This window comes from Pseudomonas sp. SWRI77 (assembly GCF_014269105.1).
Lineage (GTDB): Bacteria > Pseudomonadota > Gammaproteobacteria > Pseudomonadales > Pseudomonadaceae > Aquipseudomonas > Aquipseudomonas capeferrum.
In genome coordinates, this window is sequence record NZ_JABWRV010000025.1 from 48905 (window position 1) to 64950 (window position 16046).

Sequence of the window (16046 nt, forward strand, 5' to 3'; positions counted from 1 at the left end):
ATCATGAACCGCTATCGCATGCTTGCCGCCCTGTTGCTGGCGCTGTCCGGCGCTGCTCAGGCAGCCGACGACTGGAACCTGGCCTACGACAGAGAAGGCATCCGCGTCTACCTCAGTGCCGCTGCCGGCTCCCCTTACCAGCAATTTCGCGGTGTCAGCACCATGAAGGCCAGCGTGCGCACGCTCACCGACCTGCAGGAAAACCTGCGGGTGGCGTGCAAATGGCTGTACGCCTGTGCCGAAATGCGCCTGCTGGAGGTCGACGGCGACAGTACCTGGGTGTACCTGACCACCGACCTGCCGTGGCCGACGATGCCGCGGGATATCGTGCTCAAGGTCACCACTGAACTGCGCGACGATGGCACCCTGTTGCGCCACCTGCGCGCCGACCCCGGCAAGGTCCCCGAGGTGGCCGGGCTGATACGCGTGCAGCGCCTCACGGGCGAATGGGTGATGAAACCGCTGGGTGAACGGCAAACCGAGGTTACCTACCAGCTCAAGGCAGACCCTGCCGGGGATGTGCCCGGCTGGCTGGCCAACCGCTTCGTGGTGGATGCGCCGGTGGTCACCCTGCGCACCCTGCGGGCGGTGGCCGAGCGCCAACGCTGAGGCCCGCTCGCCGATACCAGGGGTTTCAGGACAGCGTGGCAGCCATCTGCCGGGCACACACCTTGACCCGGCGCCGGTAGGCCAGCAGCAAACCGATGTACCACAGCGGCATGACATACAGCGCCGTACGCGTATCAGGCTCCAGGGCCAGCAGGCACAACACGAAGATCAGAAACAGCTGCGCCATGGCCGCCGTCGTCTTGCCACCCGGCAGCTTGAACCTAGACTGCTCATGTGCCTTGGGGTTCTGACGGCGGTAGGCGAAGTAGGACATCAGAATCAACGACCAGGTGACGATGATCATCACCGCAGAAATGGTCGACACCAGGGTAAATACGGTCATGACCTCGGGGATCACGAACAGCAGCGTCAGCGCAATCGCCATGCACACCCCCGAGAACATCAACGCCCTGACCGGCGTACCCGACCCGGACAGGCGCCCGAATGCCGTGGGTGCCTGCTGTTGATGCGCCAGGCCATAGAGCATCCGCGACCCCGAGTACACACCGCTGTTGGCGGACGAGGCCGCAGAGGTCAACACGACAAAGTTGATGATCCCGGCAGCAGCCGGCAGGCCGCCGAGCAGGAACAGCTCGACGAATGGGCTGCGATTGGCAGGCACGTTGGCCCACGAGACCACACTGATGATGCACACCAGCGAACAGATGTAGAACAGCAGGATACGCACCGGAATGGTGTTGATCGCCTTGGGCAGGGTCCTTTCGGGGTCCTTGGCCTCGGCTGCCGCCGTACCGATCAGTTCGGTGCCGACAAACGAGAAGATCGCGATCTGGAACCCGGCAAGGAAACCGAGAATGCCGTGGGGCATGACCACACCGGGCGCCACCAGGTGGCTGAAGGAGGCTGTGACGCCGCCTGGGGAGGTGTACGACGTGGCGACCATCACCAGCCCCGTCACCACCAGCAACACGATCGCGACGATCTTGATCAGCCCGAACCAGAACTCGACTTCGCCGAAGGCCTTCACGGCAAGCATGTTCAGGCCCAGCAGCAGGAACATCGTGGTAAAAGCCGGTAGCCAGGTGGGCACGCCGGGGTACCAGTACTGGACGAAACCTGCCACCACCACCACATCGCCCACCGCCGCCACCACCCAGCTGAGCCAGTATGACCAACTGAGGATGTAACCGGCACGCGGCCCCAGGTAGTTATGCACCAGGTCTGCGAACGACTCCATGTGCAGGTTGGCGAGCAGCATCTCCCCCATCGCACGCATGATGCAGAACACGAAAAAGCCGATGATGGCGTACACCAGAATGATCGAGGTGCCTGATAGCGCGATAATCTTGCCCGCCCCCATGAACAGCCCGGTACCGATCGCGCCACTGATCGAAATGAGCTGAATATGCCTGTTTTCCAGCCGTCGCTTCAGTGTGCGGCCAGCCTCCGGAGTCGCGTCTTGCGAGTTGCACGTTGGATGCATAGTTGACCTCTTATTCTTTTTCTGTAAAACCCTCACCCTCGCCACTGCGGCCGTTAGTTGGCACGAAAGTGCAAACGCCTTGATAACAAGCGTCAGGAGGTAGGGGTATTAATGCAGATGGATAAGCACGCCCAGATGAACTTTTTATCAGGCCTGAGAGTGATTGAAAGCCCACCACAAGTGCACGCCCATTATTCGGGGAGATGCCTGGCAAGACAGTGTTGAACGTGTAATACATGGCGCTGAAGCCGTTTCATTTTGCCAGCCGATAAGGTCAATCGGAACGCTACAGAGTGCGCACACGAAATGGGATATGTTGCACAGTGAAAAGCCCGGGTGACAGTTTGCTCTACGCCGCTACCCAATTGGGTTATCGACCTGATCACATCTTGTAGGTGGAGAGCAAAATGCTGGTCTCGGTGTTTTCGATGTGCGGTATCGAGCGGATGGTGTTCAGCGCCCGGTCGAAGGCTTCGAGGGTGTCGGCCCGCAGCTCGGCCATCAGGTCCCAGCGGCCATTGGTGGTGTGGATGGCCACGACATTGGGATGCCCGCGTAGCGCGTGCTTGACCTCCGCCGCGTGATGGCCACTGATGCCGATGCTGGTAATCGCCCGCACGCCCTGGTCCAGGGCATCAGACCTCAGGCGTATCGTGTAACCGATGATCACCCCTTGTTCTTCAAGCTTGGTGATGCGGTTTTGCACCGTTGCCCGGGCGACCTTGAGCTTCTTCGCCAGGGTCAGGATGGGCGTGCGCGCATTATCACGCAATAGCGCGATCAGTTCCCGATCTACAGTGTCCATGGTGCCTGCCAAGTAATCAGATTGTTATTCTGGGGTAACAGATTGTCTAGAAAGTTGACGAAACTGGCAACCTGCGCTCTTCAATTTGACGCAACCTTTCATCAAAATTGTCGTGCTGGCAACCCCTCAACAATCGTAAGCGTGCACCCTGCGGCAACGGGTGAGAACGCACACAATAAGGTGCAAGAGCATGACGTATTTCATTGATGTTCCAACCATGTCCGACTTGGTGCATGACATTGGCGTAGCGCCGTTCATGGGTGAACTGGCCGCCGCCCTGCGCGAAGACTTTAAACGCTGGCAGGACTTTGATAAGTCCGCACGCGTTGCCAGCCATTCGGACGTCGGCGTTATCGAATTGATGCCAGTCGCGGACACACATCGATATGCCTTCAAATACGTCAACGGGCACCCGGCCAACACTGCCAAAGACCTGCATACGGTCATGGCATTTGGCGTGCTGGCCGATGTGGCCACGGGGTACCCGGTGTTACTGTCGGAACTGACCATCGCCACTGCCCTGCGCACCGCCGCAACCTCGCTGATGGCCGCACAGGCACTGGCCCGGCCAAACTCGAAGAAAATGGCGCTGATCGGCAATGGCGCGCAAAGCGAATTCCAGGCGCTGGCCTTCCACAAGCACCTGGGGATCGAAGAAATCGTCGCCTACGACACCGACCCGCTGGCCACCGCCAAACTGATTGCCAACCTCAAGGAATACACGGGCCTGAGCATTCGCAAAGCCGGCTCGGTGGCAGAAGCGGTCAAAGGTGCCGACATCATCACCACCGTGACCGCCGACAAGGCCTACGCAACCATCATCACCCCCGACATGCTCGAACCTGGCATGCACTTGAATGCGGTAGGCGGCGACTGCCCAGGCAAGACCGAACTGCATGCCGACGTACTGCGCAATGCGCGCGTGTTCGTCGAGTACGAACCGCAAACCCGCATCGAAGGTGACATCCAGCAGTTGCCCGCCGACTTCCCGGTCGTTGACTTGTGGCGTGTACTGCGCGGTGAAACCGAAGGCCGGCAAAGTGAAAGCCAGGTGACAGTGTTCGACTCGGTGGGCTTCGCGCTGGAAGATTACACCGTACTACGGTACGTACTACAGCAAGCCGAGAAGCGCGGCATGGGTTCGAAGATAGACCTGGTACCGTGGGTGGACGAAGACCCTAAAGACCTGTTCAGCCACACCCGCGGCCGCGCTGCAAAAAGCCGTATCCGACGCGTTGCATAACTCTCCTACTCTCGGTATTCCAGATGGCATTTCCAACGCGTTCCATTCAAGCACCTGCGGCCGTGGTCATGGTCAGGCCGCACGCCTTCACCCCCAACCCGGAAACAGCAGCAGACAATTCGTTCCAAAGCACCCACCCCGACATCACCGCCCAGGCCTTGGCCAATGTGGCGCGCGACGAGGTTACCCAGGCAGCAGGCAGGCTCGAAGCAGAGGGTGTGCGGGTGCACCTGTTCGATGACTTCGGCGAGCAGAACACGCCGGACTCGGTGTTCCCCAACAACTGGTTCTCTACCCACCCGGGCGGCCATGTCGCGATCTACTCGATGTACTCGCGCAACCGTCGGCGCGAGCGCCGCGCGGACGTCATCGAAATGCTCAAGCATGAGTACCGCGTGCAGGATGTGATCGACTATTCCGGCCTGGAGCAGGACGAGCTGTTTCTGGAGGGTACCGGGGCGATGGTGTTCGACCATCTGTCCAGGGTTGCCTATACCGCACGCTCCAACCGCGCCGACCCGATCGCCCTTGAGCGTTTCAGCACCCACTTCAACTTCGAGCCCATGGTGTTCGACACGGCAGACGAGCACGGCACGCCGATCTATCACACCAACGTGCTGATGTGCGTAGCCACCGAGTTTGCCCTGGTCGGCTTTGGCACGTTCACCAACCCCGCCCGCGCACAGGAGGTGCGCATGCGGCTGATCGAGTCGGGCCGGGATGTCATCAACCTGAGCAACCAGCAGATCAGCCAGTTTGCAGGTAACGCCATCGAGCTGTCGGGCAGCGATGGTCGGATTCTGGCGCTCTCGCGCAAAGCGTTCGACAGCCTTACCGGTGAGCAGCGTCAACGCATCGAGCGTTCGGCGCGGCTGGTGCCGCTGGATGTACCGACCATTGAAATGGCCGGCGGCTCGGTGCGCTGTATGATCGCCGGGATTCACCTGTCACCGAGGGGCGCACGGGGGCGGTTGACTGATCTGGGGTGTATTGCTGAGTTTTGAGGATCGTCTGTGAGGTGATTGGGGCTAGCGGTGCCTGTCTTGGTTTCTTTAGGGGGGCGGATATCGAGCGCCGCGCGGGCGGCGCTCGATCTCACAGGCGCTGAAAATGTTGTGGCGAACACCTATTACTGCACAACCCCACACGCTACGCGTGCACCGCCACCGCCCAGTTTTTCAGGGTGGTCGCTATGGTTGTCGCCACCGGCATGCACCATCAGCGCATGGCCTTTGAAGTCCTCGGCCTTGAGGCGGGGCGCAAGCACGGGGTAGGTGGCCTTGCCGTCGGCACCGACGTACAACGCCGGCAGGTCGCCACGGTGGCCGCTGTCATCGAACGGACCCTTGTGCGCCTGGGTCGAATCCGGGTCCCAGTGGCCGCCCGCGCCACCTGCAGGCACAGGTTTGCCGTTTTCCTCGGTAGGCGCGCACGACGCCTTCTGGTGCAAGTGAAAGCCGTGCACGCCAGGCGGCAGGCCCTTGAGATCAGGGGTCAACAGCGCGCCGTACTTGTTCTGTTCGATGCTGATGGTGCCTATCGACTTGCCTGGGCCGTCGGGGCCTGCCAGCTTGAGCTCCACCTTTTCGGCGGCCTGGGCGAGGCCGGCGCTGGCCAGCAATGCGATGAAAAGCGTTGCTTTCATGTTGTTTCTCCATGGCATGGGGAGGATGGGTGTCGTACCCGGATAACAAGTGGGACTGCACAGCCCCTCAGGCATTCCATCCGGCCATAGCCTGAAACACTTTACCTCCACGAGCCTGCACCGGGCTCTAGATCCCGCCGCCAGCCAGCAACTGTGTCATGACCTCGGCCAATGCCTTGACCATCACGTCCGCCGTGGGCCGGTGCACGATGACGATCTCGTAACTGTCGACCTCGGGCAGCCCTTGCTCGCCCCCCAGTACCTGGTGTTCACGCGTTGCCGCCCGAGGTGGCAGCAGGCTGATACCCATGCCATCGGCTACCGCAGCCTGGATGCCGCTGAGGCTGGAACTGGTGAAGCTGATACGCCAGCGCCGGCCCATGCCTTCGATGGCGGTGATCATGTCGTCGCGGTACAAACCGCGCGGCGGAAAGGTCACCAACGGAATCGGGTCGAGCTCGAAAGACGGCATGCGTGCACTGTCTATCCACTGCAGGCGCTCTGGCCAGCACGCCACCCCTTCGCGGCTGTTACGCCGTTGTTTGAGCAGCACCAGGTCTAGCTCGCCATTGTCATAGGCCTGGCTGAGGTCGCGGCACAGCCCGCTGGTCACCTCCAGTTTGACCTGGGGGTGCAGGCGGCTGAACGCCGACAAGGCATTGGTGGTGCGCCCACCGACGAAGTCCTCGGGCACGCCCAGGCGCACCGTGACACCTACCATCGCCCCGGCCAGCGCTTCGAGCATCTGGTCGTTCAAGGCCAGCATATGGCGGGCATAGCCGAGCAAGGTCTGCCCGGCGTCGGTCGGCAGCACATCACGGTTGCCGCGCACCAGCAGACGGTGGCCGACCATTTCTTCGAGGCGCCGCACCTTCTGGCTGATGGTGGACTGGGTCGAATGCAGCCGCGCGGCGGCGGTGGTGAAACTGCCGCAATCGGCCACCACGACAATAGCGCGCAGCAGGTCGAGGTCGAACAGGGCTCTATTCGATTTCACGCTGATAGACATCTTGATATTCAACTTCTAAATGACAAGGTTGATTTCTACCACGCTACCTGATGCCCCGCAACGCGCGCCCTCAATCGCCAAGCGCCACGCCTTCGCGCCGCGGGTCGGCGCCGCCTGACCAACCGTTGGTATCGCGCTGGATGATCTGCATGCCACTGGTCATGGTCATGGGCGTGACCTCGTGCCCCCAGGCCGCCAGCTGGCGGATCAGCGCCGGGCTGGTCAACTGTGCTTCCACCTCGGTAGCGGCGTTGCGGCTGCCGAAGTTGGGCAGGCTGCTGGCCTGCTGTGGGTCGAGCTGCCAGTCCAGCAAGCCGACCAGGGCCTTGTTCACGTAACCGATGATCTGCGACCCACCGGGCGAACCGAGGCTGGCCACCAGCTCCCCCGAGTTACGTGAAAACACCAGGGTCGGCGCCATGGCCGACAAGGGCCGCTTGCCGGGTTCGACCCTGTTCGCCACCGGCTTGCCATGCGCCTGCGGCAGGAAGGAAAAGTCGGTCAGGTGGTTGTTCAGCAGGAAGCCCTTGACCATCAGATGCGCGCCGAACGCGGCCTCCACCGACGTGGTCATCGCCAAGGCCTGCCCACTGTCGTCCACTGCAGAAAGATGCGAGGTGGAAATGCGCAGCGGTGAACGGTCAGGGGCCATGGCCAGGTCCGCGCCCTGCGGGGTGCCTGGGCGGGCGCGCTTCATGCTGTACTCGCCGATCAGCGCTGCTCGGCTGGCCAGATAGGTAGCGTCGATCAGACCCTTGACCGGGACCGGCACGTAATCGCTGTCGGCCAGGTACTGAGCGCGGTCGGCATAGGCCAGGCGCTCGGCCTCGGCGATCAGGTGCACGGCCAGCGGCGATGCCTCCAGGCCTGCTGGGGACGTGTTCGCCAGCGGCCGCAATGCTGCCAGATCGCGTTGTGGCGTGGCGCGCTGCATGGCTTCAAGCACGCCCAGCGTCTGCAACACCGTCACCCCACCCGACGATGGCGGCGGCATGCCGCAGATACGCCAGGCCTTGTAGGGGCCGCACACCGGCTCGCGCTCTTTGGCGCGGTACTGCTCTAGGTCCTGCAACGACAGGTAACCGGCATTGGCATGGCTGCGCACCTTGGCCACGATGGCCCCGGCGATTTCACCGGTATAGAACGCTCGGGGACCGTGCGCGGCAATCTGCTCGAAGGTTTGCGCAAGCTCGGGGTTGCGCAACCTCGTGCCCACCGGCAACGGCTTGCCCTTTTCATCCAGGAAGTAGCGGGCCATGGAGGGTGAGCGGGCAATATACGGGTCGCCCGCCACCAGGGTGTGAAGGCGTTCGGAAACCGGGAAACCGTTACGTGCCAGCGCAATGGCCGGGGCAAAGAGTTGCTGCCAAGGCAGCTTGCCGTGCTGCTCGTGAGCCAGTTTCAGCGCGCGCAGTACCCCGGGCACCCCCACTGAGCGCCCGCCGATCTGCGCCGACCTGAACGGCATCGGTGAGCCATCGGCTTGCAAAAACAGTTTTTCCGTTACCTGCGCCGGGGCAGTCTCGCGGCCGTCGAAAGCCTGCACGCGCTTGCCGTCCCAGTACAGGATAAAAGCCCCACCACCGATGCCGCTGGATTGCGGCTCGACCAGGGTCAGCACCATTTGCATGGCGATGGCCGCGTCGATGGCGCTGCCGCCGGCACGCAGCATCGCCCGCCCCGCTTCGGTGGCCAGCGGGTTGGCGGCGGCGGCCATATGCCGGTTGGCGTGCACCGGCTGCAGCCCAGTGCGATAGCCGGAAGCCAGCTCGGGTGGTGCGGGCATCACCTGGTCGGCACAGGCCCACCCACTCGCGACCGCCAGGCACAGCGCGCTCATCAGCGGTGTAGAGAACTTCATCGTTTTGCTTCCTGCCTTGTCTATTCAGCAGACCACTGTCGGTCATGCGCAAACTTAACTTCAAGAGCTGGTGTGATTTTTCTAGGATGCAGACAGGTCACCAAGGAGCCCATCCCATGCGTATACCACTCGCAACCATGCTGTTCGCCCTGTTCACCAGCCTTGCCGCCCACGCCGAGAACACCACCCTGGACAACCGCCTGCACAACGCTGCCAGTCACGATGACGTGCGCACCTTGCAACAGTTGCTGACACAAGGTGCCCGACTGGAAAGCCGTGATGAGCAAGGGCGCACTGCCCTGCTGGTGGCCACTCACGGCAACCAGGTTGCGGCGGCCCAAGCGCTGATCGAGGCCGGTGCCGACGTGAACGCCAAGGACAATATTGATGACAGCCCTTATCTGTATGCCGGCGCCCGGGGCCTGAACGGCATCCTGCGGCTGACCCTGAGCCACGGTGCCGACCTCCGGAGCACCAACCGATACGGGGGAACTGCGTTGATCCCTGCGGCGGAGCGTGGGCACGTCGAGACCGTGCAGATGCTGATAGACGCCGGGGTGGACGTGAACCACCTGAACCGGCTGCACTGGACCGCGCTTATGGAGGCAGTGATCCTGGGGGATGGCGGGCCGCGGCATGTGGAGATTGTGCGCCGGCTGCTGGCTGCGGGGGCGGATCGGCAGATTGCCGACAAGGACGGGGTTACCGCGCTGGAGCATGCGCGCCAGCGGGGTTACCGGGAGATGGAGGCGCTACTGACTCGCTAATTTCGAGGCAGGCACAATTCGTTTGCGCAATGGCAGGTCAGACTACTTCTTCGTACGGCAGCCCCACATAGTTCTCGGCAATGTTCAGCAGCCCCGCTGGGGAGTTCAGGAAGTACTCGCGGTCTGCCTCCTGCATCTTCTGGTCCCAGGCATCCTTGTGGCTGCCGAAGTCATGCAGCAGCTGGGTCATGAACCAGCTGAAACGCTCGCCCTTCCATACCCGACGCAGGGCCAGCGGCGAATATTGCTGAAGCAGGTCGGTACGCCCTTCGCCGTACACCTTGACCAGGATGCGGTAGAGGTAGTTGACGTCCGAAGCTGCCAGGTTCAAACCTTTGGCACCGGTGGGTGGGACGATGTGCGCAGCGTCACCGACCAGGAACAGGTGGCCGTACTGCATCGGTTCGACCACCAGGCTACGCAGCGGCGCGATGCTTTTTTCCAGGGCTGGGCCAGTGACCAGGTCAGCCGCAACCTCGGCGGGCAAACGGGCCTTGAGTTCGTCCCAGAAACGCTCGTCTGACCAGGCTTCGACCTTATCGTCCAGCGGCACTTGCAGGTAATAGCGGCTGCGCGTCTGCGAACGTTGGCTGCACAGCGCGAAACCCCGCTCGTGGTGGGCATAGATCAATTCGTGATTGACCGGGGGCGTATCGGACAGCAAGCCAAGCCAGCCAAATGGATAGACCCGCTCGTACTGCTTGAGCACGCCCTCGGGAATGCTCTGCCGGGAAACCCCGTGGAAGCCATCGCAACCGGCGATGTAGTCACACTCCAGGCGGTGGGCCTGGCCGTCCTTCTCGTACGTCAGGTAAGGCCGCTCGCCTTTGAGCTCATGCGGCTGCACATTGTTCGCCGCGTAGATGATTGGCGCCCCACTGGCTTCACGCGCCTGCATCAGGTCACGGGTGACCTCGGTCTGGCCGTAGACCATCACTGTCTTGCCGCCGGTCAGGGCCTTGAGGTCCAACCGCTGGCGACGCCCGCCGACCAGCAGTTCGACACCTTCATGCACCAGGCCTTCACGGTCCATGCGCGCCGATACACCGGCCTCACGCAACAGGTCGACGGTGCCTTGCTCAAGCACCCCGGCACGGATGCGCCCAAGCACGTATTCAGGGGTCTGGCGTTCGACGATGACGGTCTCGATACCGGCATTGTGCAGCAATTGGCCGAGCAGCAGGCCAGACGGACCTGCACCGATAATTGCAACCTGAGTTTTCATTGTTGTTGTCTCTAGTCGGGCGATGCCGGCCTGGACTGGCAGTGGCCGGGCATCTGCTGTTAGGGTTTGCACCTGCATTTTTACGGGCAACGGCAGCCGTTTAAGTGTGCTATTCCATGCAAAACCTGCACTTTTACAAAAAACGTTCGATTAACGGACAGGCATCCCCGCATGAAATCCACCCTCCCCGGCATTCCGTTGTTCCAGCTGTATGGCGAAAACCAGGCGTGGCCCGGCACCGACCTGCTGCACTGCGAGTCGATCCCGGCACGCAGCCGCCTGCACCACTGGGAAATCAAACCGCACCAGCACGCCGAGCTGTTCCAGGTGTTGTATGTGCAACGTGGCCAAGCCGAGGTGGAGATCGAAGGTGTTCGCCGCGCGATCAGCCAAGCCTCGATCCAGGTAGTACCGCCACTGACCGTGCACGGCTTTCGCTTCAGTGCCGACATCCAAGGGCATGTGCTGACCTTCGGCACCGCGCTGGTGGCGGGCCTTGAGCAGCAACTGGGCGCGCCGCTGGGCATGCTTGCCGCGCCAGCGTGCTATGCGCTGGGCAAGGACCGTCAGCGCTTGCGCAGCCTGGTCGACACCTTGCAGCAGGAGTACCAGGGCAATGCCCCAGCGCGGGCGACGATGCTACAGGCGCTGGTCACAGCATTGATGGTGTGGATCAGCCGCCAGCAGCAACTGGGGCAGACGCCACGCAACCGTGACGAACGAGACCGGCAATTGCTCGGGCAATACCTGCGCCTGGTCGAGGCGCATTACCGCGAGCACCTGTCCGTGGAGGATTTTGCTGCGCGGCTGAACGTCTCGAGCCTGCAGTTGAACCAGCTGTGCCGCGCTTTGAGCGGGCAGACCGCCTTGCAGGTGGTGCATCAGCGCCTGCTGCTGGAGGCGCGCCGCAACCTCCTCTATAGCCGCATGAGCATCGGGCAGTTGTCGGATACCCTGGGGTTTACCGATCCGACTTACTTTGCGCGGTTTTTCAAGCGACTAAGTGGGCAGACACCCAATGCGTATCGGCGCACAGGCGTGCCAGATTAGAAACCCTCACACGCCTTCAAGCCCTGCTTGACGTATACGTCAACCTGCATTCAGGATACCTGCATACTCCACGCCGAGCCCCAGCATGAGCCTTCAGACCTACAGCATCTCCGACCTGTCCCGCGAGCTGGACATCACCACCCGCGCCATCCGCTTCTACGAGGAACAGGGCTTGCTGAGCCCCGAGCGGCGCGGCCTGGAACGCATCTATTCGGCACGTGACAAGGTCAGCCTGAAACTCATCCTGCGCGGCAAGCGCATCGGCTTCTCCCTCGCCGAATGCCGCGAGCTGATCGAGCTGTACGACCCCACCAGCGGCAATCTCAAGCAGCTCAACAGTATGCTGGTGAAAATTGCCGAACGACGCGCCCAGCTGGAACAGCAGATGCTGGACATCCACCAGATGCAGCTCGAACTCGACACCGCCCAGGAGCGCTGTGAACAAGCCCTCGCCGCGACCTTGAACAATAAAGACAACCGTTGACCCGCCACAGGAAACCCGCCATGCCCTTGCCCAAAGAAGTCCGTCTGGTCGAAGTCGGCCCCCGCGACGGCCTGCAAAACGAAGCCCAGCCCATCAGCGTCGCCGACAAGGTACGCCTGGTGGACGACCTCACCGAGGCGGGCCTGGCCTACATCGAAGTCGGCAGTTTTGTCTCGCCCAAGTGGGTACCGCAGATGGCCGGCTCCGCCGAAGTCTTCGCCGCAATCCAGCAAAAGCCCGGTGTTACCTACGCAGCCCTGGCCCCCAACCTGCGGGGTTTCGAAGATGCCTTGGCGGCAGGGGTAAAGGAGGTGGCGGTGTTCGCCGCAGCGTCCGAGGCGTTCTCGCAGCGCAACATCAACTGTTCGATCAGCGACAGCCTCAAACGCTTCGAGCCGATCATGGAGGCCGCGCGCAGCCACGGCGTGCGCGTGCGGGGCTATGTCTCCTGCGTGCTGGGCTGCCCCTATGAAGGCACGGTCAGCGCCGAACAGGTTGCCCCGGTCGCCCGAGCCCTGCATGAAATGGGCTGCTATGAAGTGTCGCTGGGTGACACCATCGGTACCGGTACCGCCGGTGATACCCGTCGGCTGTTCGACATCGTCTCGGCCCAGGTGCCCCGCCAGCAGCTGGCCGGGCACTTCCACGATACCTACGGCCAGGCCTTGGCCAATGTGTATGCCAGCCTGCTTGAAGGCATCAGCGTGTTCGACAGCTCGGTAGCGGGTTTGGGGGGGTGCCCCTATGCCAAAGGCGCCACCGGCAATATCGCCACCGAAGACGTGCTGTACCTGCTCCAGGGGCTGGGCATCGAGACCGGCATCGACCTGGACCGCCTGATTGCTGCGGGGCAACGCATCAGCCAGGTGCTTGGCCGGGCCAACGGCTCGCGGGTGGCGCGGGCACGCAGCGCGCAGTAAGTCATACGGGTGTCACACGAATGTGGGTGGAGTGTTACCTCCCCCACGTTTCACAGCAAAAAATCGGGTAACAGGGAAACAAATCGACAAAATTTCAGGTCCGGTGTTTTTGCCCTAAGCGCTTAAGTGATTGATTTTAAAGGGTTTGCAAAAGTTGGCACGGGCCCTGCTATATCTTTGGTACAAGAACAAGAAAAACGACACACCCAATAAAAACAACAGGTAACGGCTCTGACATAACAAGAACAACACGGCAGAGGCGTAGCAAGCAGATTTTTTTGGAGTAGGCACGCTTTTCAGGGGTACGCCCCGCGGTCTGACACAGAACAATAAACTACCTCAAGGTAGCAGCAGTCAGCACCGGACCAGACATGGTGAAAGCAGGTCAGCGCTCAAAAAAATACGTTTGCTCTTGACCCCGCATGGGGGTCGCTCGCAACACAAAGACAGGCTTACAAAAACAACAAAAGGCCAGTCTTCAATAATAAAAAAGAGCAGGCAACATCACTTTGAGGGGAGCTTAGGCTCCCCTCAGTGCTTCCTGCGCTCCTCCTCTTCCTCCTGCTTCGCCTCATCCACATTCTCGACCTTCTCCACCAGCAAAGGCATCGTGCCCAGCACCAGCAAGGCCAGCACCGTGCTGATCAATGCCGTGGCCTCACGCCCCATGCCGGCAGCCGTGCCGATGGCGGCGGTCATCCACAACCCGGCAGCGGTAGTCAGCCCTTTCACATGGCTGGTGTCCTGGCCGTTACCCTTGAGAATGGTCCCCGCGCCCAGAAAGCCGATACCGGCGACAATGCCCTGGATCACCCGGCTCAGCGCCTGCTCGTCAGCGCCGGCCATGCTCGGTGACAACACAAACAGTGCAGCGCCAAGCGAGACCAGCATGTGCGTGCGCACGCCGGCAGACTTGCCTTTGTGCTCGCGCTCGAAACCCAGTACCGCACCGAGCAGCGCGGCCATCAGCAGGCGCACGAGGACCTGGGTCACTTCGCGCTCGTCGGTGATGTCGGCGAACTCGGCTTGTATGGCCTGCCAGATGGGGTGCCACCAGGGGTTCATAGTGATGCTCCTCGACCGGGCTTGGCGTGCGGCCCTTCTGAGGGTTGACCCGCTGCGCGCTGACAAGTGCGATGCCGCCCGCCCGGCGGAACGATGCAGCAACCTGCCATGTGCTGCGGTCACAACCTGTAACCGCCACCAAGAGGATGTTCCCATGCCGGTTGAAATCGACGAAAGCACCCGCCGCTGCACCCTCATCGGCGAGGATGTGCATCTGGAAGGCGATGGCCCAGCCATCGAAATCATCACCGACGAACAGCTGCGCATGTCGGTGGCGCTGCTCGCCGGGCAACGCGTACCAATCACCGAGGCAGAGGCCGATGCCCTGACCGTGGCGGGTGCGGTGGATAGCCGCAGGCATCTGAAGACAAGCGTGCCAGGCTCGGTAATATGAGGCCTGGCGGCCTACAGCTGCGCATCTGATACGGTTTTTATCGCAAAACCTGAGCCTGTGCTGATAACAGCTCGGGGGCCATAGTGCTCATGCCTGATCGAGGCCTGATGAGCACCGAGCCATGAACGATAGAATTCAATTTACCGAGATTGCCGCGCCCGTAGTCACCGCCGCCAAACGCCATGTCGACAGCGGCATTCACACCCGCAGTTTCACCGGGCTGTACCGCAACCTGCGCATCGGCTTCGCCGGGCTGTTGTTTCTCCTGTTTTTCGGCACCGTCTGGCTCGACTGGAACGGCCGCCAGGCCGTACTGTGGGACTTGAGCAGCAGCAAGTTCCATATCTTTGGCGCCACCTTCTGGCCGCAGGACTTCATCCTGCTGTCGGCGCTGTTGATCATCTGCGCCTTCGGCCTGTTCGCCATCACTGTCTACGCCGGCCGTGTGTGGTGCGGTTACAGTTGCCCGCAAAGCACCTGGACCTGGCTGTTCATGTGGTGTGAAAAGATCAGCGAAGGCGACCGCAACCAACGCATCAAGCTCGCCGCAGCCCCGTGGGGCCTGGAGAAGCTGGCCCGCCGCTCACTGAAGCACGGGTTGTGGCTGGCCATCGGCCTGCTCACCGGCCTGACCTTCGTTGGCTACTTCACCCCGATCAAGCCCCTGGCGGCGGAGCTGTTCACCCTGCAACTGGGTGGCGTCGCGCTGTTCTGGGTGCTGTTCTTCACCGCCGCCACCTACATCAATGCCGGTCTGTTGCGCGAAGCGGTCTGCCTGCACATGTGCCCGTATGCCCGTTTTCAGAGCGTGATGTTCGACAAAGACACCCTGGCGGTAGCCTACGACCCGCGTCGGGGCGAAACCCGTGGCCCGCGCAAGAAAAGCAGCGACGCCCAAGCCCAAGGCCTGGGCGACTGCATCGACTGCACGATGTGCGTGCAAGTCTGCCCCACCGGCATCGATATCCGCGACGGCCTGCAAATGGCCTGTATCGGTTGCGCGGCCTGCATCGATGCCTGCGACGGGGTCATGGACAAGATGGGTTACGCCCGCGGCCTGATCGGTTACAAGTCCGAACACAGCCTGCAGGGCGGCACCACCCACTGGCTGCGGCCGCGCCTGCTGGGCTATGCCGCCGCGCTGGTGGTGATGGTCGGCGCGCTGGTGCTTGCCTTGCAGTGGCGCCCGATGGTGTCGCTGGACGTGATCAAGGACCGTGGCCTGTTCCGCGAAAACGCCCTGGGCCAGATCGAGAACATCTACCTGCTCAAAGTCATCAACAAGACCGAAAGCACCCAGCGCTATCACCTGCGGTTGCTGGACGCCGACGGCTTCACCCTGCAGGGCAAGACCGAGTTCATCATCCCGGCCGGCGAAATGAGCGAACTGCCTGTCTCGGTGGCGATGCTCGCCGAGCGCCCCACCAGCAGCTCGCAAACCTTGAGTTTCGAGGTGCAGGACAGCGACGAACCTGCTGTACGCAGTGTTGCCCAAAGCCGCTTCGTCGCGCCGATGAACCGCTGA

At 62.0% G+C, this 16046-nt stretch carries 16 protein-coding genes; 9 read left to right on the forward strand and 7 right to left on the reverse strand.

Annotation, left to right across the window (positions count from 1 at the left end):
- Positions 1-3: 3 nt before the first annotated feature.
- Positions 4-609 (forward strand): START domain-containing protein, encoded by a 606-nt coding sequence (locus HU766_RS21335; protein ID WP_186660369.1) that lies wholly within the window; start codon positions 4-6, stop codon positions 607-609.
- 25 nt (positions 610-634) lie between these two features.
- On the opposite strand, the gene HU766_RS21340 is transcribed toward HU766_RS21335, so the two are convergent.
- Positions 635-2053, reverse strand: a complete 1419-nt coding sequence (locus HU766_RS21340; protein WP_186660371.1) for an amino acid permease — start codon at positions 2051-2053, stop codon at positions 635-637.
- 382 nt (positions 2054-2435) lie between these two features.
- Positions 2436-2858: an Lrp/AsnC family transcriptional regulator gene (locus tag HU766_RS21345; RefSeq protein ID WP_033697484.1), complete on the reverse strand. Its 423-nt coding sequence runs from the start codon at positions 2856-2858 to the stop codon at positions 2436-2438.
- Positions 2859-3048: 190 nt separating this feature from the next.
- On the opposite strand from HU766_RS21345, the gene HU766_RS21350 reads away from it, so the two are divergent.
- Both HU766_RS21350 and HU766_RS21355 read left to right on the forward strand, forming a co-directional pair.
- On the forward strand, positions 3049-4101 hold the full coding sequence (locus HU766_RS21350; RefSeq protein WP_186660373.1) for an ornithine cyclodeaminase: 1053 nt from the start codon (positions 3049-3051) through the stop codon (positions 4099-4101).
- A 68-nt stretch (positions 4102-4169) separates the two neighbouring features.
- Entirely contained in the window at positions 4170-5105 is a 936-nt protein-coding gene (locus tag HU766_RS21355; protein ID WP_202883659.1) for an arginine deiminase-related protein, read from the forward strand.
- A 125-nt stretch (positions 5106-5230) separates the two neighbouring features.
- Here HU766_RS21355 and sodC read toward each other — a convergent pair whose 3' ends face one another.
- The 3 genes from sodC to ggt all read right to left on the reverse strand — a co-directional run bounded on the left by sodC (position 5231) and on the right by ggt (position 8616).
- Entirely contained in the window at positions 5231-5746 is a 516-nt protein-coding gene (gene sodC / locus HU766_RS21360; protein WP_186660378.1) for a superoxide dismutase family protein, read from the reverse strand.
- A gap of 127 nt (positions 5747-5873) precedes the next feature.
- A complete protein-coding gene (locus HU766_RS21365) occupies positions 5874-6755 on the reverse strand; it encodes a LysR family transcriptional regulator (protein ID WP_033697476.1) in 882 nt (293 codons plus the stop codon).
- Between the two features lie 70 nt (positions 6756-6825).
- Positions 6826-8616: a gamma-glutamyltransferase gene (ggt, locus tag HU766_RS21370; protein WP_186660380.1), complete on the reverse strand. Its 1791-nt coding sequence runs from the start codon at positions 8614-8616 to the stop codon at positions 6826-6828.
- 116 nt (positions 8617-8732) lie between these two features.
- On the opposite strand from ggt, the gene HU766_RS21375 reads away from it, so the two are divergent.
- Complete coding sequence (locus HU766_RS21375; RefSeq protein WP_186660382.1) at positions 8733-9383, forward strand: ankyrin repeat domain-containing protein; 651 nt, start codon at positions 8733-8735, stop codon at positions 9381-9383.
- A 37-nt stretch (positions 9384-9420) separates the two neighbouring features.
- On the opposite strand, the gene pobA is transcribed toward HU766_RS21375, so the two are convergent.
- Positions 9421-10608, reverse strand: coding sequence for a 4-hydroxybenzoate 3-monooxygenase (gene pobA, locus HU766_RS21380; RefSeq protein WP_186660385.1), 1188 nt, complete (start codon positions 10606-10608; stop codon positions 9421-9423).
- Positions 10609-10779: 171 nt separating this feature from the next.
- On the opposite strand from pobA, the gene HU766_RS21385 reads away from it, so the two are divergent.
- The 3 genes from HU766_RS21385 to HU766_RS21395 all read left to right on the forward strand — a co-directional run bounded on the left by HU766_RS21385 (position 10780) and on the right by HU766_RS21395 (position 13062).
- Positions 10780-11658: a helix-turn-helix domain-containing protein gene (locus tag HU766_RS21385; RefSeq protein WP_186660387.1), complete on the forward strand. Its 879-nt coding sequence runs from the start codon at positions 10780-10782 to the stop codon at positions 11656-11658.
- Positions 11659-11743: 85 nt separating this feature from the next.
- The gene (locus tag HU766_RS21390; RefSeq protein WP_027593543.1) at positions 11744-12142 is read left to right on the forward strand and encodes a MerR family DNA-binding transcriptional regulator; all 399 of its coding nucleotides are present in this window, start codon (positions 11744-11746) and stop codon (positions 12140-12142) included.
- Positions 12143-12162: 20 nt separating this feature from the next.
- On the forward strand, positions 12163-13062 hold the full coding sequence (locus tag HU766_RS21395; RefSeq protein WP_095065135.1) for a hydroxymethylglutaryl-CoA lyase: 900 nt from the start codon (positions 12163-12165) through the stop codon (positions 13060-13062).
- A gap of 531 nt (positions 13063-13593) precedes the next feature.
- On the opposite strand, the gene HU766_RS21400 is transcribed toward HU766_RS21395, so the two are convergent.
- Entirely contained in the window at positions 13594-14127 is a 534-nt protein-coding gene (locus HU766_RS21400) for an MgtC/SapB family protein (RefSeq protein ID WP_186660389.1), read from the reverse strand.
- Positions 14128-14281: 154 nt separating this feature from the next.
- Here HU766_RS21400 and HU766_RS21405 point away from each other — a divergent pair, with 154 nt between their 5' ends.
- Both HU766_RS21405 and ccoG read left to right on the forward strand, forming a co-directional pair.
- A complete protein-coding gene (locus tag HU766_RS21405; RefSeq protein WP_186660391.1) occupies positions 14282-14521 on the forward strand; it encodes a DUF3203 family protein in 240 nt (79 codons plus the stop codon).
- 121 nt (positions 14522-14642) lie between these two features.
- Positions 14643-16046, forward strand: a complete 1404-nt coding sequence (ccoG, locus tag HU766_RS21410) for a cytochrome c oxidase accessory protein CcoG (protein ID WP_186660393.1) — start codon at positions 14643-14645, stop codon at positions 16044-16046.